The sequence below is a fragment of the Arthrobacter sp. AD-310 genome, from assembly GCF_054656615.1.
Map to the genome: position 1 here is coordinate 1 of NZ_BAAHNO010000019.1, position 19395 is coordinate 19395.

The following is a 19395-nucleotide window of genomic DNA, read 5'->3' on the forward strand; positions in this document are numbered from 1 at the left end:
GGCCCGTGCCGCCGGCCGGGGTGCCCGCCGCCGGCAAGCCCGCGGTTGCAGGAACGTCAGAGCCCGACGGCGGCTGGCTGCGTGTGCACCCGGCGTCGCCATTTGTCCGCGGCTGGGTGGCGCTTGCCGCCATTGGCTTCTTCTTCGGCCGCGACATTTTCGAGCGTGCGCTGCAGGGCAGGCCGGTATTCCAGGATGAGCTCGCCGGCAGGGCGCCATTCCTGCTGGCCGGCGGCGGCGGCCTCCTGCTCATTGCCGTGCTGGGCTTCATCCTGAGCTGGTATTTCACCAAGTACCAGGTGTCCGGCGGCTACGTCCGGGTCAACAGCGGCCTCCTGTTCCGGCAGCAGAGGCAGGCGCGGCTGGACCGGGTGCAGGCCATCGACATCGTGCAGCCCCTGCTGGCGCGGATCTTCGGCCTGGCCGAACTCAAATTCGAGGTGGCCGACGCCGGCGAATCAGCAGTCCGTTTGGCCTACCTCAGGATCGACGACGCAAGGCAGCTGCGGGCCACGATCCTGGCCCGCGCCGCGGGCGTCAGCACGGGGGCCGAGACGCCCGGCGAGGCAGCACCCGAGGCGCCCGAGTATCCGGTACTGGCCGTGCCGCCGTCGCGCCTTATCGGGTCGCTGCTGCTTAGCGAGCAAAGCTTTTTCGTTGTCATGGGCGCCGTGGCGTCCGTGGTGCTGTCTGCGGTCACCGACAACCAGGGGTTCTACCTCTACCTGATTCCCGCGGCGCTCGGCCTCGCAGCGAGCTACTGGAACCTGTTCAACAAGGGCTACAACTTCACCGCCGCCATCTCGCCGGACGGCATCCGGCTCCGCTACGGGCTGCTCGACACACAGGCGCAGACGCTGCCCCCCGGGCGGATCCAGGCCCTCAAGATTTCCCAGCCGCCGTTATGGCGCCCCCTCGGCTGGTACCGCATGCAGGTCAACGTGGCCGGCTATGGGCTGGTCGACAATGCGGGGGAGGGCTCGTCCCGGACCACGCTTCTGCCGGTGGGTAAGCTCGACGATGTCATGAACATGCTGGCCCTGGTGCTGCCGGATCCCGGCACCGACCTCCCCGCAGCGGTGTTTGGAGCCGGCCTCACCGGAATGGATTCCGACGGCGGGTTCGTCACCACCCCGCGTCGGGCGCGGTTCCTTGCGCCGCTGGGATGGCGCCGCAACGGCTTCACGGCCACCGGCACCGCCCTGCTCATCCGTTCCGGCCGGTGGTGGCGGGACCTGGTGGTCGTGCCGCACCAGCGCACCCAATCCATGGCGCTGCACCAGGGCCCGTTGGCCCGCCGGTTCCGCGTTGCCGACCTGATGCTGCACACCACCGCCGGTCCCGTAACCCCCCGTTTGACCCAGGCGGGCGTGGACGAAGCTTTGGTCCTGTTCGACGAACAGTCCGCCCGGGCACGGCTGGCCCGGAAGCGGCAGACAACGGAACAATGGCTCAGGGAGGTGGGGCTCAGGGAGGTCGCGCCGGTGGGTGAGACCGTCGAAACCCGCGCCCCGGTGGTTGAGCCCGTCGAAACCCGTACCAAGGAAGGCCCGCAGCATGGCTAAACCCGGACGCCTCGGCGTCGGAATCATCGGTGCCGGCAAAGTGGGGGCGGTGCTTGGCGCCGCCCTGCGCGCCGCTGAGCACGCCGTCGTCGGGGTCTCCGCGGTGTCCGACGCGAGCCGGGAGCGGGCGGAGGCGCTGCTCCCCGGCGTTCCGGTCCTTGACGTGCAGGAAATCGTGGAGCGTGCCGAACTGGTGCTCCTCGCCGTGCCGGACGACGCCTTGCCGGAGCTTGTGGACGGGCTGGCCAAGCTTGGTGCCTGGCAGCCCGGCCAGCTGGTGGCGCACACGTCCGGGCGGTACGGTGTGGGTGTCCTGCATCCTGTAAGGGCGGCCGGCGCCGTTCCGCTGGCGCTGCATCCGGCCATGACGTTTACCGGAATGAGCCTGGACCTGACACGGCTGCTGGACTGCACGTTCGGTGTCACGGCCGACGCCGCCATGTTGCCCATCGCGCAGGCGCTCGTCGTGGAGATGGGCGCGGAGCCGGTGGTGATTGCCGAGGCGGACCGGACCCTCTATCACGCCGCGTTGGCGCACGGGTCCAACCACCTGGTGACCCTCGTGGCCCAGGCCTCGCAGCTGCTGGCGGAGGTAGGTGTTGAACAGCCCGAACGCATGCTTGGCCCGTTACTGCGGGCGACGCTGGAAAACGCGCTGGCCTCGGGGGAGTCCGCCCTGACAGGCCCGGTCGCCCGCGGTGACGTGGGCACGGTTACCGCCCATGCTGCGGCTTTGCGGGAGTACGACGGCGGCGGGCAGGGCGATGTCCTGGCGGCCTACCTTGCGATGGCACGCGCCACCGCGCTGCGTGCAGACGGTCGCGGGTTGCTGAAAGCCGGTCAACTGGAGGGGCTGCGCCACGCCCTGGAACCGAAGGAGGACTGACGATGCCCATCAAACTCGTTACCACCGTGGCAGAGCTGCATGCCGAAAGCGCCCGGCTGCTCAGGGCCAAGCAGGGTACCTCCCAGGGGCTGGTACCAACCATGGGGGCACTCCATGAGGGCCATGCGGCGCTGGCCCGCGCCGCCGTCGGGCAAAACGACGTTGTGGTGGCCACCATTTTCGTGAACCCGCTGCAGTTCGGCGACGCTGTGGACCTGGACCGCTACCCGCGCACGTTGGATGCCGACCTGGCCTTGTTGGAGGCCGAAGGCGTTGACCTGGCATTCGCGCCGTCCGTGGAGGAGGTGTATCCGGGCGGTGAACCGCTGGTGCGGGTCACCTCCGGGCGGCTGGGGGAGAAGTGGGAGGGCGCATCCCGTCCCGGCCACTTCGACGGCGCGCTCACGGTGGTGGCCAAGCTGCTGCATTACGGAATCCCGGCTGCGGGGCTGCCCGGCGCAGGCCTGCCGGCATACCGCGCATACTTCGGCCAGAAAGACGCCCAGCAACTGGCGCTGGTCCGGCGGATGGTGGCTGACCTGAACTTCCCCGTGAAGATTGTGGGTGTACCAACGGTCCGGTCCGCTGAAGGGCTGGCGCTGTCCAGCCGCAACCGCTTCCTGTCCGACAACGAGCTTGAGGCTGCTTTGGTGCTGTCGCGGGCGCTGCGGCTGCTGGAGGAGCGGGCGGCCGCGCGGGAGCCGCTGGACCTGGATTCGGCTGTGGCCCTGGTGGAGTCCCAGCCTTTGGTGGCGTTGGACTACTTCGACGTTGTCGATCCGGCCACCCTGGAGCCGCTGGCTGAGAATTGCCGCGAGACGCCGTTCCGGGGCGAGGCCCTGGCCCTCATCGCAGCCAAGGTGGGTCCGGTGCGCCTGATCGACAACGCGCCGCTGGGTTCCTGAGATCCGGAGGCGAGTCCCGGTTACAGTCCGGGGTGCTCCCGGTTAGTCATGAGCTGTTCGAGGAGTGCGCGTTCGGGACGGCCCGGGTTCCTGGCAACGCAGCGGCGGAGCCTTGCCCGGGACAGCTCTTCGGCGGGCTCTTTACTGGCGAGCAGTTCATCGATGATTTCCTGGGCCTGCCAACGGAGGGATTCGATGGCGAACTGCCGGATCTCTGCAGGCGTGTCACTGCCCATCCAGGGGTCAGGATCGGACGGTACGCTTTGGAACATCCGCTCTGCTGACATCGGGGCCTCCTTGCACCATTCCGAAGCGGCCGGTTTGGGGGCCTCCACGGTGTCGTAAGCACTGCGCGTAGGAAAACACTACAGCGGGAAAGACTGGTCTGTCTTCCCCGAGTTAGACTGGAATTGCGATGAATCCCGAGGCAGAGTTTTCACCGCCTCCCGCGACGACTGCGGATGAGGCGGCCATCAGCCCTGCCGGTTCCGTGGACAGGATCCTCGCAGTGGCGTACGAGCTCTTTTCACGCCGGGGAGTCCGCGACGTGGGCGTCAACGAATTGATTGAGCGGTCTGGCGTAGCCAAGGCGACGTTCTACCGGCATTTCCCGTCGAAGGACTCCCTGGTCCTGGCATTCCTTGATCAGCGCGACAGGCAGTGGACGGTTAACACCATTGTTTCTGAAGCCCGGCGCCGCGGGAACACTCCTGAGGAACAATTGCTGGCCATCTTCGATGTTTTCGGCGACTGGTTCCTCCGCGAGGATTTCGAGGCGTGCTCCTTCGTCAATGTTCTTTTGGAGATGGGCCCGGCCCACCCGCTCGGCCAGGCCAGCATCGACTATTTGGCCCGGATCAGGGGACATGTGCAGGCCCTGGCTGAGGAAGCCGGGCTGGTCCGGCCCGACGAATTCGCACGGTCCTGGCACATCCTGATGAAGGGGTCCATCATCTCCGCCACTGAGGGCGACATGCAGGCCAACAAGCGTGCCCAGCAAATGGCGGGCTGGCTGATTGAGCACCACCGGCCGTAGCTGCCTAAGGAGGGAGTACGTCGGCGGGAGTGCGCCGGCCTGCAGGGTCTGGAGCTTGGCTTCCGGGGCAGTGCTTCAAAGTGCGGGGCCGTAGCCCTCAGCCGTAGCGCTCACCCGTGTGCAGCCGTCGGTTTGACCGACGGGGCTAGGGAGCAGTGGCCTCCAGTATGAAGGCCCAGTCCGGTTGTGGGTCGGGTGGCAGGATGAAGGATTTGGCGTAGAAGGCATCCCAGATGGGGTCATCGGGTTCGAAATCGTTGGCATTAACGAGGTTCTCATCCTCGGGTTCTTCCCAAGGAGGCTCCAGATCGGCCGGTGCCGAATCAAACCACGCAGGATCGGGCCATGCAGGATCGGGCCATGCAGGATCGGGCCGGGGGGGTGCGGCTGGTCCTGCGTCGAACGCTGTGTCCGGATCGCCAGTTTCTGAACCCTGTCCCTTCCCGGGTTCTTCCACTCCCACCGGCGCCACACCCATACCAGCTGGCCACTTCGGTGGTTGGCGGTCGGGTTGTTCGGCTGTGTAGTGGCGGCCGGTGGGTGAGGTCCAGCCGGGTGGTTCGTCTTTTGTGGCGGCTGTTGGTTCCCACCTGCTGTTGTGTTTTAGGCGGTGGTGTTTGGGGCAGAGTTGGGCGAGGTTGCTGATGCCGGTGGTTCCGCCGTGTTGCCAGGCTGTGAGGTGGTCGGTGTCGTTGTCGAGGGCGTTGTTGCTGCAGCCGGGGAAGACACACTTGCCGTCCCGCAGCTGCAGCGCCTTTTTCATGGCTTTGGCGAGCCGGTAGCTGGTGCGGCCGATTTCCAGGGGTGTCCCGTCCCTCGGGTCGAGCAGGACGCGGCGGAAGGATTCGGCCCCGCCGGCGAGGAGTTGGCGGGCCATGGAGGCGGGGATGGGGCCGTAGCCGTCGAGTTCGGCGGGCTCGTCGGTCAGGCCCAGGAGCGCGAACACCGGGACGGTCACGAGAACCTCGGCGCGGGGCGTGGGGACCCTACCCAGGTCTTGATTCGTGCCCGGATCCGTAATGTTGTCCGGGTCCGTGCCGCCGGGATCCGGGGTGGTGGCTGTCCGGTTGGTGAGGAGCCTTGCGGCGAAGACGTCGGTTTTGAGTTGGGTGAGGGTGCGGTTTTCGTTGGGTCCCTGCAGGGTCCTGGCGGTTGCGGTGAGGCCGTTGTTGATGGCCAGTGCCTGGTCTGCTGGGAGGTAGGCGGAGATCCATGCCATGCCGTCCCGGTCCGGGGTGTATTCGATCCGCCGGTCCGCCGCGGACTTGCGGTGGCGTTTTTCTATGGATCCGGGGTGGTGGCGTTCCCGCCAGCCCCGAACTTTCGCCCGCAGCCGGGTGGGCACCAGCTCCGCGGCAGGGCAGCCATGGGCGGGGTTGGGCGCGCCGGGGTCGAGGAAATGCTCCACCAAAGCGGCCGCAGCAGGGTGGTCCAGGGCCTCGGTTTCGTCGGCGAAGATCCGGGCCTGCTGCCAGGACAGGGCCCCGGCCGACAGGGCATCCACCACCCGCGGCAGCGCACAGACCTGCCGGGACTGGGCTACGAACGCGGACGCGGCCCCGGAACTGATGGTCAGGATCCCGGCGATCTCCTCGATGGTCGACATCTCGGTGTAGGTCCGCTCGTGCAGGGGCGCATCCGGCGGTGTCATCGCGTGCTGCAGGTCCAAGGCCCCGGACGCGTCCTGCGCCTGAAGCGCGGACAGCTGGGCCTGCAGTTTCTTTGTTACGCCCAGGCGTTCGAGCCGGATCTCGTAGGCCCGCTGGAGGACGTCAACCCCGTCCCCGGCTACAGCCGAAGTTCCGGCAGAGGCGAGGGCGGTGTCCTCAGCGGTAAGCGCGGCGAGAGCCGCATAAGAGGCGTGAAGTTCTTCCATCCATGCCCCCGTTCCCGTCCCGTTTTCCATAGCAATATCGTCTAACGGGGGTCTGACATTCTTGTCCATGCGGGAGCAAGCAGGAGCCCGGCCCGCGGGAGGACGTGGCCCAAGGCATGCACTGGCCAAGGCGAGGGGTCCGCCAAGGCCCGCTGCCGCCGTCGTGATTCCTTTACCCTAGGCCGGCCGCAGAAATAGTCAGCTTGCTTATTACTTTTATTGTTCCTAGGCTGGAACCTGTCAGGCAAACAACTCTCAACGCGGTATTTTGCGCCCAGTTAGCGGGCGGAAGCCGCCACAAGGTGAGGAGGAACAATGTCAGAACACAGCATCGCAGGCAAGAAGGTCGCATTCCTGCTGACGGACGGCGTGGAGCAGGTCGAATTGACCAGCCCCTGGCAGGCAGTCAAGGACGCCGGCGGCGTGCCCACGCTCGTGGCTCCCAAGAGCGGCAAGCTGCAGGGCTTCAAGGGCACGGACAAGGGCGACACGTTCGACGTGGACATCACCGTTGCCGAGGTCAACGCCTCCGACTTCGACGCCCTGGTCCTGCCGGGCGGCGTCGTCAACGCGGACCACCTTAGGGCGGATAAGGACGCGCAAAGCTTCACCCGCAGCTTCTTCGAGCAGCACAAGCCGGTGGCCTCGATCTGCCACGGCCCGTGGGTGCTCATCGACGCCGGCGTGGTGCGCGGCCGCAACGTCACGTCCTACTACACCTTGGAAACCGACCTCAAGAACGCCGGTGCCAACTGGACCGACCAGGAAGTTGTGGTGGACCAGGGCCTGGTGACAAGCCGGAACCCTGATGACCTGCCCGCGTTCAACAACAAGCTGGTGGAGGAGATCTCCGAAGGGCAGCACGCCGGGCAAACGGCCTGACATCATCTGTTCCCTTAGGGTTTGAAAAAAGATCCGGCGCGGAGGAATTACTCCAGCCGGTAGAGTGTTGGCATCTGCAGCGGCTCTGGTTCGCGCATCACCCATTACTCTCCCTGAGGGAACACTCATGTCTACCGAAGCTTCGCCGAACGCCACCGGCCAGCCCGCCCAAAGAGCAGCAACCACGCCGGCAGTGCCGGAAAAGATGTCCCGGGAGTCGGTGACCGTCATCAGCACGCTGCTGGTGGCCACGTTCGTGGTGATCCTCAACGAAACCATCATGAACGTGGCGTTGCAGCGGCTCATGGTGGACCTGCGGGTTGATGCGCCCACCGTCCAGTGGCTCGCCACCGGGTTCATGCTGACCATGGCCGTGGTCATCCCGACCACCGGCTTCATCCTGCAAAGCCTGTCCACACGCAAGGTCTTTATGCTCGCCATGGGACTGTTCGCGGGCGGTACCGCCCTGGCGGCCGTGGCTCCCGGGTTCGAGATCCTGCTGCTCGCCCGCATCATCCAGGCCGGCGGCACCGCCATCATGCTGCCGCTGCTCATGACCACCATCCTTACGCTGGTTCCGCTCGCCAAGCGCGGCGCCGTGATGGGGAATGTCAGCATCGCGATCTCCGTTGCTCCCGCCATGGGTCCCACGGTTTCGGGCCTGATCCTGGAACACTTCACCTGGCGCTTTATGTTCGTGTTCGTCCTGCCTGTGGCCCTCGCCGCCCTGGCGATCGGCGCCAAGTACCTCACCAATGTGGGCGAGGTGGAGCGGACCCGGCTCGACTTCTTCTCCGTGCTCCTCACCGTTCCTGCGTTCGGCGGCCTGGTCTACGGCCTGAGCCAGATTGGCGGCGGCCACGGCGGCCAGGCCGGTCCCAATGCCGGGGCCATTGCCGCCCTGGTGATCGGTGTGGCCGCCCTGGCGGTCTTCGTAACCCGGCAGGTCAGGCTGCAGAAGGCCGAAGCGCCGTTGCTGGACCTGCGCGCGTTCAACTTCAGGATGTTCACCGTCTCGGTGCTGCTGATGGTCGTTGCCATGATGGCCCTGTTCGGCGGCGTGATCCTGCTCCCGCTCTACCTTCAGGAAGTCCGTGGGCTCGGTTCGCTGGAGACCGGCCTCGCTTTGCTCCCCGGGGGCCTGGCCATGGGTCTGCTGGGTCCGGTCATCGGGCGGTTGTTCGACAAGGTAGGGCCGCTTCCGCTCACCGTTACCGGTTCCGTCCTGATGGTCGCGACGCTCTGGCAGTTTTCCATGCTCGACGCCGGCACGCCGGTTGCGTGGATCGTCGCCTTGCACGTGGGGCTGAGTTTCGGCCTGGCGCTGCTGTTTACGCCCGCGTTCACCACCGGCCTGAACCCGCTGCCGCCCCACCTGTACTCGCACGGCTCGGCGATCATGAGCACCACCCAGCAGGTTGCCGGCGCCGCCGGCACGGCACTGCTGGTGTCCATCTTCGCCGTTGTTTCAGCAGCTTCGGGACTCGTCGCCGGGATGAGCGCCGCCTTCATGACGGCGACCGTCATAGCCCTCGCCGCCGTCGTCCTTTCAGCGATGATGCGCAAGACGGAAGGTGCCGGCGCGGGCCACGGCCCCGCGCACTGAGACGTCCCCGGGAGTAATCCAACTGGGTAGCAGTAAGTGTCGTTTTGACCATTCAAAACGACACTTACTGCTACTTACATGGGTCAGCCGGCGTAAAAGTCCGCGAGTTCCTTGACCAGGACGTCCGGGGCCTTGATGACGCCGTCGTGCCCGAAGCCCGGGAGGATGGTGTAACTGGAGCCGGACAGCACGTCATGGATCTGGCCGCAGGCCACCCCGAAGTAGGCCGGGCTCTTCTCGCCCACCACGATCAGCGTTTCCAGCGGCAGGGCGAGGAACGGCTCCGCCGGCATGTCCGCGGCGATGATCGCCTTGATCTCGCGGACACCCGTGCGCATCAGTTCGCGCTGCTGCTTGCCCTCGGACGTGCCGGCGGTGAGCTTGTTGGCGAGGGTCAGCATGGACAGCGGCATCCGGGAGGACAAGTGCCCGCCTGACTCGAGCCCGCGCTGGATGACGGCCAAGGCGCGGTCGTCATCCCCGGCGGCGACGGCGGCCTCATACTCGCCGATCCAGTCAGCCTTGACGGAGTGGTTGACCGAGACGGCGGGGTCGTACACCGCGAGCCGCTCCACCGGAAGGGTCCGTGCCGCATGCAGGGCCACCGCCCCGCCAAAGCTGTGGCCGAAGACGTCGGTGCTGGAGGTGTGCTTCATGACGGTGTCCAGGTCCCGGATGTCCACGTCCAGCGTGTAGTCCTCCGGCTGGGGCGACGAGGAACCGCGGCCCCGGCGGTTAAACGTGTGCACCGGCCGGCCGAGGGCCGCACTCAGTTTCTGGGCGAATTTCGTGTAATCCGTGGCGGTCACCATGGAGGGCGGGACGACCACCACGCCCGAACCGGCGGAAGCCAGTTCCGCGCCGGTGGAGAAGAGCTCCAGAGAGCCGCCGTCGGGGGTCCTGATGTTCTCGCGCGTCATGTTCCGAGCCTAGCCGAGCAACCTGAGCGCCGGCATAATGCCGCGGCGGTCAGGCCTGGGCGTGCCGCTCGATCAGCACGGCACTTTCCTCCCGGATGCGGGGCAACATGGCGGCGAGGCCGCACAGGGCAAGGCCGGCATCAGCGGCTTCCATCGGGGAGTCCGGAGTGGCCAGGCCGTCCGCGCGAAGGCTGATCAGGGACTCGACCAGGCGGAAGGTAAAGTCGCCGCCGCTGCCTGATCCGCCGCTGCCTGGTCGGCTGCTGCCTGATCCGTCGGCGCCGGCAAGCCCAGCACCCAGTTCCCGGTACAGCCGGCGCAGTTCCTGCCGGTCGTCCAGGAACCGGGCAAAGCGTCCGCTTCGGACTTCGGGCAGGTGGTACAGGACGCCGAGGTTCCAGCGCGCGCCGCAGAGCAGCGTTCCGTCATAAAGCGCGACGGCGTGAAGCCTGCTCCCGGGGACCTCACCGGGGGTGTCCGCCGCGGCAGCCCGCGCAAACGCAAGTCCGCCGGCAACAGTCCCCTCCAGGAGGTCCTCGAGGATCTCGTCCTTGGTCTTGAAATGGTGGTAGAGGGAGGACTGCCGGATTCCCACCGCGTCGGCAATGGACCTTGTGGAGGTGCTGGCATAGCCCTGGGTGGTGAACAGCTCCGCCGCGGCGTCGAGGATCTCGTCCCGGGCGGTGGCCCCTGGTCGGGAGGGTTGCTGGCGGCGTGGGCGTCCCGGTCCGGCTGAAGTCACCGGATCATTCTTGCACTACCCCTGAGGGCTGATCGCACCGGAAACATGCGGTGAGAGGCCGGAAATCCTTCCGAAACAAGATGTCTATTAGACGTTTACAGAAGTGAAACTGTTTGGGGACATCGCGCTGGAAAACTATCAATTGACCGGTAATCCGCAGCCATCGGCCGAGCGCTGCACCTGCCGGAAGGCTCCACCTCCCCTGCCGTTCCAGCCCCGGAGATTCCGATGACTTCAAGCGTGCTCCCCGCAGTCCACCAGGACGATGCGGACCTGACGTCCCTTGGCTACCAGCCCACCCTCCACCGAAAACTCGGCCGCTACGCCTCCTTCGCAGCCGGCTTCTCCTTCGTGTCCATCCTCACCACGATCTTCCAGCTTTTCGCCTTCGGCTATTCCTTCGCCGGTCCCGCATTCTTCTGGACCTGGCCGGTAGTCCTGGTGGGCCAGCTGCTGGTCGCGCTGAACTTCGCCGAGCTCGCCGCCCGCTACCCACTGTCCGGCGCTGTCTACCAGTGGGCGCGCCGCGTCGGGGGAGAGGGGATCGGCTGGTTCGCCGGCTGGTTCATGGCAATCGCACAGGTGGTTACCGCCGCAGCCGCGGCCATCGCCCTGCAGGTGGTCCTTCCTCAGCTGTGGGAAGGCTTCCAGGTGGTTGGTGGCGATCCGGCCCTCAACACGGTCAGCGGGGCGGCGAACGCCGTCGTCCTCGGGGCTGTGCTCCTGGTGGCAACCACCATCATCAACTCCCTGGGCGTCAAGCTCATGTCCCACGTGAACTCCGTCGGAGTGACCTGCGAAATCGTCGGCGTCGCCGCTGTGGTCCTGGCGCTCATCAGCGCCGCGCAGCGCGGACCTGGCGTGGTGGGGGACACCACGGTGCTGCAGACCTCGGAGCTGGGCGCAGTGGGAGCCTTCCTCGTCTCGGGCCTGATGGCCGCCTATGTGATGGTCGGCTTCAACTCCGCCGGGGAACTGTCCGAGGAAACGAAGGACCCGCGCCGCACCGCCCCGCGCACCATCCTCTCCGCCCTTCTCATCTCCGGCCTCGGCGGAGCGCTGATGATCATCACCGCCCTGATGGCCGCCCCCAGCCTCGACGACGGCCGGCTCGCTACCGAGGGCCTCCCGTACGTCCTCACCGCGGTCCTCGGCACGTTCTGGGGGAAGGTCCTGCTGGTGGACGTCGCGATCGCCATCTTCGTCTGCACCCTCGCGATCCAGACGGCAGGCTCGCGCCTGGTCTTCTCCATGGCGCGCGACGGCAAGCTTCCCGCCTCTGCGCTGCTCTCCTCCGTACACCCCACCCGCGGCACCCCGATGTGGCCGTCCATCGTCATCGGCGCGCTGGCCGTGGGCGTGCTCGCCATCAACGTCGGCAACGCGGCACTGTTCACCACCCTCACCAGCGTCTGCATCGTCATGGTGTACCTGGCCTACCTCCTGGTCACCGTGCCGCAGCTGGTCAACCGCCTCCGCGGCGACTGGAACCGGGTGGGCCAAACCATGCCGGCCGGCCTGTTCTCCCTTGGCCGGTGGGGGCTGCCGGTCAACATCCTCGCCGTGCTTTACGGGGCCCTGATGGTCGTCAACCTCGCCTGGCCGCGGCCCGAGGTGTATGACCCGTCCGGCGAAAACGGCATCCTCCTCTACTCCGCGCCGCTGATGGTGACGGTGGTCCTCCTCCTGGGCCTCTGGGTCCGCCGCCGGAACCTGGCAGCCAACGCCTAAGACCCAGACGTCCACACACAGCTTCGAAACGACACAGGACTGACATGACCCAGACCCTCGAATCAGCAGCAACCGGCACCGCCACAACGGCCGGCGCCCGCGCCCACGCCCGGGAGCAGCACGGCAAAACCGCCGGGACCATGCGCTTCGTCCCCGCGGCTTCGGCCCCGGCCCGCCTCCTGGCGGCAGTTCCCGACGGCGCGGCCCCCACCTGGGCGGAGTCCCTCGCCTTTGGCCGCTACACGGTCCTGCCCCTGTCCCGCGGCACCCGGGTCCGGCTCACCGACACGGCGGGCGACGCCTGTGTCCACGCGCTGCTGTACCGGGCCGGTTCCCTGCACGAGCGGCTCAACGTCGCGGACACCGTCAAGGTCCCCTGGCAGGCCTACCCGGGTACCGGCCACCCGCTGCTTTCCGACGCCGGCCGCCTGATGGCCACCATCGTTTCGGACACGTCATCCCGCCACGACGCCCTGGCCGGCGCCACCACACTCGCCGGGAACACCGAGAAGTACGGCGCCGGAACGGCACACAGCCCGTCCCCGGCAGCCCGCGAACTGCTCACCCTCGGGGCCCTCAAGAGCGGCCTGGGACCCAAGGACGTGGCGCCGTCGGTGTCCTTTTTCAAGGGCATTACCGTGGACCCTGCCGGCACCATCGCGTTCACCGGCAGCGCGGGCCCGGGTGCCGCCGTCGAGCTCCTGCTCCAGATGGACGCCGTCCTGGTCCTCGCCAACACGGCACATCCCCTGGATCCGCGCCCGGCCTTCACCGGAACCGCCGTGGACATCACCGCCTGGCACGCCCCGCAGGACTTGGCCGCGCTGGAGGCGGGCCGCCTCATAGGGCCCCTGGCCCCCGAGCACCTGCAGGCACTCCGCAACACCGAACACGACCTCACCGCAAGGAACGCCCGATGAACACCGCCATTGATTCCCAGACCATCCCGGACGCAAGCGAAACCGCGTTGGTACCCGGCGCCGTGGTGCTGGACGAATTCGTGGAGGCGCGCGGACCGTGGTCGGCCGTGGTGTCTGCCGGAGACGTGCTCACCATCGTGGACCTGGAAGGCAACCAGGCCGTTGACTGCCTGCTGTACGCCGCGGAGGACACCACCGTCCGCTACTCGGCGCCGGTCACCATCGCCACCCAGCAGTCAATCGTCCTCACCACCGGTTCGGTCCTGCGGGCCGACACCGGCGCGCCCCTGATGACGGTGCTGGCAGATGAAGTCGGCGTGCACGACACCATCGGCGGCGCCTGCTCCCAGGAATCCAACACCCTGCGTTACGGGCAGCACACCCGCGAACAGCACGCCTGCGTGGAGAACTTCCTGATCGAAGGCTCCCGCTGGGGCCTCGGCAAGCGGGACCTGGTGTCCAACATCAACTGGTTCATGAACGTTCCCGTGGATCCGGATGGAGCACTGGGCATCGTCGACGGACTCTCCGCCCCCGGCAAGCGCGTGGCGCTGCGCGCCGAGGTGGACACCCTGGTGCTCGTCTCCAACTGCCCCCAGGTCAACAACCCCTGCAACGGCTTCAACCCCACCCCTGTCCGCATGATCGTCACCCGGCCGGAGGCAGCACTGTGACCAGCAAGAACCTGAACACTTTTGACACCCTCCTGGTCGCCAACCGCGGCGAGATCGCGTGCCGCATCATCGAGTCCGCCAGGAAGCTGGGACTGCGCACAGTCGCCGTCTTCTCAGAGGCCGACCGCGGCGCGAAGCACGTCCGGCTGGCAGACGAAGCTGTTCTCCTCGGACCGGCTCCGGCCAAGGAGTCCTACCTCCGGGTGGACGCGCTGCTGGAAGCGGCCAAGTCCACCGGGGCCGGCGCCATCCACCCCGGTTACGGCTTCCTGTCCGAGGACGCGGCCTTCGCCGAGGCAGTGGAAGCAGCCGGCCTGGTCTTCGTGGGACCCACCCCGGAACAGTTGCGCATCTTCGGCACCAAGCACACAGCGCGCGACGCCGCCCGGGCGGCCGGGGTGCCGATGATCGCCGGTTCCGGGCTGCTTGAGGATGCGGACGCCGCCGTCGCGGCCAGCCAGGCCATCGGCTTCCCGTTGATGCTGAAAGCCACCGGCGGTGGCGGCGGCATCGGCATGACAGTGTGCCGCTCCGAGGCCGAACTCGCCGACAGCTTCCCGCGGGTGGCCCGCCTCGCCGGGGCCAGCTTCGGAACCGCCGGTGTCTTCGCCGAACGGTACGTCGAGAACGCCCGGCACATCGAGGTCCAGGTTTTCGGCGACGGCGGGGGCCGGGTTGTCAGCCTTGGTGACCGCGACTGCTCCCTCCAGCGCCGCCACCAGAAGGTGCTCGAAGAAGCCCCCGCCCCGGACCTGCCGGATGCGCTGCGCGTGGAACTGCACCGCACTTCCCGGGCCCTGTGCGCCTCCCTTAACTACCGTTCTGCCGGCACCGTCGAGTTCGTCTACGATCCCGCCAGGCAGGAGGCCTCCTTCCTGGAAGTGAACGCCCGCCTCCAGGTGGAGCACCCCGTCACCGAGGCGGTCACCGGCGTTGACCTGGTGGAGTGGATGCTCCGCTTGGCCCAGGGCGGCGAAGAAGCCCGGAGCGTCCTGGCCGGCCTTCCGGACGGACTGCCCGTTTCCGGCCACGCCGTGGAAGCCCGCGTCTACGCCGAGGACCCCGCCCGCGGTTTCCAGCCCAGCGCAGGTACGGTCACCAACGCCGAATTCCCCGCCACCTGCGGCGTCCGCGTGGACGCCTGGGTGGAGACGGGGACGGACGTATCCACCAACTACGATCCGCTCCTGGGCAAGGTCATTACTTCCGGAGCTTCCCGAAGCGAAGCGCTTGACCGGCTGTCCGGGGCGCTCGCCGGCACCCGGATCGACGGCATTGAAACCAACCTCGGCATGCTCCGCGCCATCACCGGTATGGATGTGGTCCGCAGCGTCAACCACTCCACCAGCACCCTGGACAGCGTTGGAGATCCGGAGCCCCGCATCACTGTGGACCGTCCCGGCCTGCAGACCAGCGTCCAGGACTGGCCCGGCCGGACCGGTCTGTGGCAGATTGGCGTCCCGCCCAGCGGCCCCATGGACGACCTGTCCTTCCGGCTCGGCAACACAGCCCTCGGCAACCCGGAAGGCGCGCCCGGCCTGGAGTTCACCATGACCGGTCCGAGCCTGGTCTTCACGCGCGCCACCACCGTGTGCGTCACGGGCGCGGAAGTCACGGTCACAGTGGACGGGACGGAGGTGCCCGCCTGGACCCCCGTCACGGTCCCGGCCGGTGGAACGCTCGACGCCGGAACGGCCGCCGGGAAGGGCCTGCGCGGCTACATCCTTTTCCAGGGCGGGCTGGACATCCCGCAATACCTGGGAAGCGCCTCCACCTTCACGTTGGGGCAGTTCGGCGGGCACGCGGGCCGGGTCCTGCGCGCCGGTGATGTGCTCCGCACGGTGAAGTCCGACGTCGAAGGGCCGGCGACGGCCCCGGTGCCGCTGGACAGCCGTCCCGCCCTGACCTCCACCTGGGAACTGGCCGTAACGGAAGGCCCGCACGGCGCCCCCGAATTCTTCCAGCGCGAAGACATCGAAGAACTCTACGCCGCCGAATACGAGGTCCACTTCAACTCGGCCCGCACCGGGGTCCGCCTGACCGGCCCCAAACCGCGCTGGGCGCGGACCGACGGGGGCGAGGCAGGCCTGCACCCGTCCAACATCCACGACACCGCCTACTCGGTGGGGGCGCTGGACTTCACCGGGGACACCCCCATCCTGCTCGGTCCGGACGGGCCCAGCCTGGGCGGCTTCGTCTGCCCCGTCACCGTGGTGACGGCTGACCGCTGGAAGCTCGGCCAGCTCCGGCCCGGGGACAAGGTCCGCTTTGTTCCCATCGAGGCCGCCCAGGCGCCGTCGGCCAGGGATTTGGGGCCCGGCCGCCAGCTGGTGCTGCCCGGCGACGCCGGCCGGACCGCGGATATTTCGCGGGTGGCCGCACCGGCCGCCAGGATCCCGCGCGGGGATGGCGACGACGGCGTTCTGGCCCGGGTGCCGGAAGGTTCCGGCCGGCCGGCGGTTACCTACCGCCGCTCGGGGGATGACAACCTGCTGGTGGAGTACGGCGAGATGGTGCTCGACCTTGGCCTCCGCGCCCGGGTGCATGCCCTCCACCAGCACATCGAACAGCTGCGTATTCCCGGCATTGTGGACCTCACCCCCGGCATCCGGTCGCTGCAGATCAAGGCCGATCCCTCCGTGCTGTCCACGAACCGGCTGCTAAGCCTGGTCCAGGAGATCGATACGGCACTGCCGGCAAGCTCCGAACTGGTGGTCCCCAGCCGCACGGTCCGGCTGCCGCTGTCCTGGGACGACCCCGCCACCCGCGAGGCCATCGAGCGCTACATGGCGGGCGTCCGCGACGACGCCCCGTGGTGCCCCTGGAACATCGAGTTCATCCGCCGCATCAACGGCCTCGACTCCGTCAACGACGTCTTCGACACCGTCTTCAACGCCGAGTACCTGGTCCTGGGGCTCGGCGACGTGTACCTCGGGGCGCCGGTGGCAACGCCGCTGGATCCGCGGCACCGGCTGGTCACCACCAAGTACAACCCTGCCCGCACCTGGACGCCGGAGAATGCCGTGGGAATCGGCGGCGCATACATGTGCATCTACGGGATGGAAGGCCCGGGCGGCTACCAGTTCGTGGGCCGCACCACCCAGGTGTGGTCACGGTACGCGGACGCGGCTCCGTTCGAGCCAGGATCGCCATGGCTGCTGCGCTTCTTTGACAGGATTTCCTGGTACCCCGTCAGCCCGGAGGAACTCCTGGACCTGCGGGCGGACATGGCGGCCGGGCGCGGCCGCGGCGTTGAAATCGAGGAAGGCACCTTCTCCCTGGCGGAGCACGAACTCTTCCTCGAGGAGAACCGCGAGTCCATCGCAGCGTTCCGGGAGAAGCAGGGCGCCGCTTTCGCCGTGGAACGCCAGGCCTGGGCCGACGCCGGCGAGTTCGACCGTGCCGATGCGCTCGCCGCCACGGTGGATCCGGCCGCTGACGAGGTGGCCGTGCCGGAGGGTGGATCGCTTGTCTCCGCGCCGTTTGCCGCGAGCGTTTGGAAAGTCGACGTCGCCGAAGGTGACACCGTGGTGAAGGGCCAGCCCCTGGTCTCGCTGGAGGCAATGAAGATGGAAACGGTGCTGGAAGCCCCGTGCGACGGCGTCGTCCTTCGCGTCCTGCCCGCCGCCGGATCCCAGGTGGTCGCCGGTGAAGCCGTGGTGGTCCTGGGCGGCAATGACCTGGAGCCGGCCGGAGCGGACCCGGTGTTGGGAGAACAGGAACTGGAAGGGGCAGCAGTATGAGCAGCGCAATGGGCAGGAGTGCAACCCGCCGCGTCCAGGCAGCACTCGCCGCTATTGACGCCGTGGATCGGCCCGAAATCTGGATCACCCTCCGCGGCCCGGAGGACCTCCTGGCCGAAGCCGCAACTATTGACGCGGCGCTCGCCGGCGGGGCGGACCTGCCGCTTGCCGGCCTCCTGCTCGCCGTCAAGAACAATGTGGACGTCGCCGGCATGCCGACGACCGCGGCCTGTCCCGGCTTCTCCTACACCCCGGATCAGGATGCGGAAGCAGTGGCCCGGCTCCGCGCAGCCGGAGCCCTGGTCCTTGGCGCCACCAACCTGGACCAGTTCGCCACCGGCCTGGTGGGAACCCGCAGTCCCTACGGTACCGTCCGGGACTCCCGCCGCCCGGAGTTCATCTCCGGCGGCTCCAGTTCCGGGTCCGCTGTGGCGGTGGCCCTCGGCCTGGCGGACATCGCGATCGGAACAGACACGGCGGGCTCGGGCCGGGTGCCGGCGGCGCTGCAGGGTATTGTGGGCATCAAACCGACCCTGGACGTCGTGTCCACGGCCGGTGTGGTTCCCGCCTGCAAATCCTGGGACGCCGTGACCATCTTCGCCAGGCACCTGTCCACGGCAGAGTTCGCCATGGGTGTCATGGCCGGCAACGCGCGGCCCTGGCCGGCGGACATCCGGCTGGCGGCATCAGAGAACCCGCGCGTCGCCTACCCGGCCAGTTTGCCGGCCCTGCCGGAGGACTGGGTGGCGGAGTTCCACCGCAATGTCGACCGGCTCCGGGCGTCCGGCGCAGACGCCGAGCCGATCGAATTCGATGCCTTCCTCGAGGCAGCCCGGCTGCTGTACGACGGCGGGCTCGTGGCGGAGCGGTATGCCGCCGTCGGGGCATTCCTGGAAACGGTCGACGGCGGCACGGACGACGGCGGCACGGACGACGGCGGCACGGACGGTCCGGCGGGCCTCGATCCCACAGTGGAGGGCATCATTCGGGCGGCCAGCAACGTTCCGGCCCACCGGTACGTTGCCGATACGGCAAAGCTCGAGGCACTCAAACAGCAGGCGATGGCCGGGCTGGAAGGCTTCGACGCGCTGCTGATCCCCACCGCACCGTTCCATCCAACGCTGGCAGAAGTAGCCGCCGACCCGGTGGGCGTGAACTCGCGGATGGGAACGTACACGAACTTCTGCAACCTGTTCGACCTCTGCGCCGTGGCCGTACCGGCCGGGGAGGTCGGGGGCTCGCAATTCGGTGTCACGGTCGTCGCACGTACGTTCGACGACGCCGTGGCGGCGGACATCGCCCGCCGTGTTGAGATGACCCCTGTCCCGCCCGCGCTCTTTCCTGCCGGCACTGCACCGTTCCCTGCCGGAGCCCTGCCGGAGGCTCCTCCGGCAGCCGGCCCTCCGTCGTCGTCCGTTCCCTGGCCTGTGGCGGCCGGGGCTTCCGCAGTTCCGCTGGTAGTTGTGGGCGCACACCGCAGGGGCCAACCGCTGGCGCACCAGCTGGAAGAGCTCGGCGCACTGTGGGACGGGCCAGTCCGCACGGCAGCCCGCTACCGCATGGTCGCCCTGGATACTGTGCCGCCTAAACCGGGCGTGTACCGGTCCGGCCACGGCGCGGAGCTGGTGGGGGAACGGTGGCTGCTCTCCCCGGCCGGGCTGGGAAAATTCCTGGCCGCCCTTCCCGAGCCGATGCTGCTGGGAGCCATGGAACTTGCAGACGGGACAACCGCGGTCGGGTTCGCCTGCGACGCCGTGGCAGCAGCGGAAGGCGAGGACATCACAGCGTGGGGTGACTGGCTGGCCGACCGTACGGGTCAACCAAAGGCGCGCAGCGTGTGGCAGGACCTCGGCGATGCCGCCCTCGCAGGGTTCAGCAGGGGCGAGCGCCCCTGATTCCTCCTACTGGA

At 68.0% G+C, this 19395-nt stretch carries 15 protein-coding genes; 11 read left to right on the forward strand and 4 right to left on the reverse strand.

Going from position 1 to position 19395, the window contains the following annotated elements:
- Window positions 1-5 precede the first annotated feature (5 nt).
- The 3 genes from ACYQ1Z_RS12555 to panC are packed head-to-tail and all read left to right on the forward strand — an operon-like array spanning window position 6 to window position 3356.
- Window positions 6-1565, forward strand: a complete 1560-nt coding sequence (locus ACYQ1Z_RS12555) for a PH domain-containing protein (RefSeq protein ID WP_459792979.1) — start codon at window positions 6-8, stop codon at window positions 1563-1565.
- On the forward strand, window positions 1558-2451 hold the full coding sequence (locus ACYQ1Z_RS12560) for a Rossmann-like and DUF2520 domain-containing protein (protein ID WP_459792860.1): 894 nt from the start codon (window positions 1558-1560) through the stop codon (window positions 2449-2451). Before ACYQ1Z_RS12555 ends, ACYQ1Z_RS12560 begins: the two co-directional genes overlap by 8 nt.
- 2 nt (window positions 2452-2453) lie before the next feature.
- A complete protein-coding gene (gene panC / locus ACYQ1Z_RS12565) occupies window positions 2454-3356 on the forward strand; it encodes a pantoate--beta-alanine ligase (protein ID WP_459792861.1) in 903 nt (300 codons plus the stop codon).
- A gap of 20 nt (window positions 3357-3376) precedes the next feature.
- On the opposite strand, the gene ACYQ1Z_RS12570 is transcribed toward panC, so the two are convergent.
- Entirely contained in the window at window positions 3377-3643 is a 267-nt protein-coding gene (locus tag ACYQ1Z_RS12570) for a hypothetical protein (RefSeq protein WP_459792862.1), read from the reverse strand.
- A gap of 128 nt (window positions 3644-3771) precedes the next feature.
- Between ACYQ1Z_RS12570 and ACYQ1Z_RS12575 the strand changes: the two genes are divergently transcribed.
- On the forward strand, window positions 3772-4392 hold the full coding sequence (locus tag ACYQ1Z_RS12575; RefSeq protein WP_459792863.1) for a TetR/AcrR family transcriptional regulator: 621 nt from the start codon (window positions 3772-3774) through the stop codon (window positions 4390-4392).
- Between the two features lie 145 nt (window positions 4393-4537).
- Here the strand turns inward: ACYQ1Z_RS12575 and ACYQ1Z_RS12580 are convergent, their stop codons facing one another.
- On the reverse strand, window positions 4538-6298 hold the full coding sequence (locus tag ACYQ1Z_RS12580; protein WP_459792864.1) for an HNH endonuclease signature motif containing protein: 1761 nt from the start codon (window positions 6296-6298) through the stop codon (window positions 4538-4540).
- Window positions 6299-6583: 285 nt separating this feature from the next.
- Here ACYQ1Z_RS12580 and ACYQ1Z_RS12585 point away from each other — a divergent pair, with 285 nt between their 5' ends.
- Both ACYQ1Z_RS12585 and ACYQ1Z_RS12590 read left to right on the forward strand, forming a co-directional pair.
- Window positions 6584-7150 carry a type 1 glutamine amidotransferase domain-containing protein gene (locus ACYQ1Z_RS12585; RefSeq protein WP_459792865.1) on the forward strand — a complete coding sequence of 189 codons (567 nt, stop codon included), beginning with the start codon at window positions 6584-6586 and terminating at the stop codon, window positions 7148-7150.
- 127 nt (window positions 7151-7277) lie between these two features.
- Entirely contained in the window at window positions 7278-8756 is a 1479-nt protein-coding gene (locus ACYQ1Z_RS12590) for a DHA2 family efflux MFS transporter permease subunit (protein WP_459792866.1), read from the forward strand.
- A gap of 83 nt (window positions 8757-8839) precedes the next feature.
- Here the strand turns inward: ACYQ1Z_RS12590 and ACYQ1Z_RS12595 are convergent, their stop codons facing one another.
- Together ACYQ1Z_RS12595 and ACYQ1Z_RS12600 are read right to left on the reverse strand one after the other, a co-directional pair.
- Window positions 8840-9676, reverse strand: coding sequence for an alpha/beta fold hydrolase (locus ACYQ1Z_RS12595; RefSeq protein ID WP_459792867.1), 837 nt, complete (start codon window positions 9674-9676; stop codon window positions 8840-8842).
- A gap of 49 nt (window positions 9677-9725) precedes the next feature.
- Complete coding sequence (locus tag ACYQ1Z_RS12600; protein ID WP_459792868.1) at window positions 9726-10418, reverse strand: TetR/AcrR family transcriptional regulator; 693 nt, start codon at window positions 10416-10418, stop codon at window positions 9726-9728.
- A gap of 228 nt (window positions 10419-10646) precedes the next feature.
- Between ACYQ1Z_RS12600 and ACYQ1Z_RS12605 the strand changes: the two genes are divergently transcribed.
- From ACYQ1Z_RS12605 to atzF, 5 genes are read left to right on the forward strand one after another with little or no spacing between them, the layout of a single operon-like run.
- Window positions 10647-12149, forward strand: coding sequence for an amino acid permease (locus ACYQ1Z_RS12605; RefSeq protein ID WP_459792869.1), 1503 nt, complete (start codon window positions 10647-10649; stop codon window positions 12147-12149).
- A gap of 44 nt (window positions 12150-12193) precedes the next feature.
- Window positions 12194-13069 (forward strand): urea amidolyase associated protein UAAP1, encoded by an 876-nt coding sequence (locus ACYQ1Z_RS12610; protein ID WP_459792870.1) that lies wholly within the window; start codon window positions 12194-12196, stop codon window positions 13067-13069.
- On the forward strand, window positions 13066-13743 hold the full coding sequence (locus tag ACYQ1Z_RS12615) for an urea amidolyase associated protein UAAP2 (RefSeq protein WP_459792871.1): 678 nt from the start codon (window positions 13066-13068) through the stop codon (window positions 13741-13743). Before ACYQ1Z_RS12610 ends, ACYQ1Z_RS12615 begins: the two co-directional genes overlap by 4 nt.
- Before the next feature lie 11 nt (window positions 13744-13754).
- Window positions 13755-17486: an urea carboxylase gene (gene uca, locus ACYQ1Z_RS12620; RefSeq protein WP_459792980.1), complete on the forward strand. Its 3732-nt coding sequence runs from the start codon at window positions 13755-13757 to the stop codon at window positions 17484-17486.
- Entirely contained in the window at window positions 17483-19381 is a 1899-nt protein-coding gene (atzF, locus tag ACYQ1Z_RS12625; RefSeq protein WP_459792872.1) for an allophanate hydrolase, read from the forward strand. Before uca ends, atzF begins: the two co-directional genes overlap by 4 nt.
- The last annotated feature ends 14 nt before the right edge of the window (window positions 19382-19395 follow it).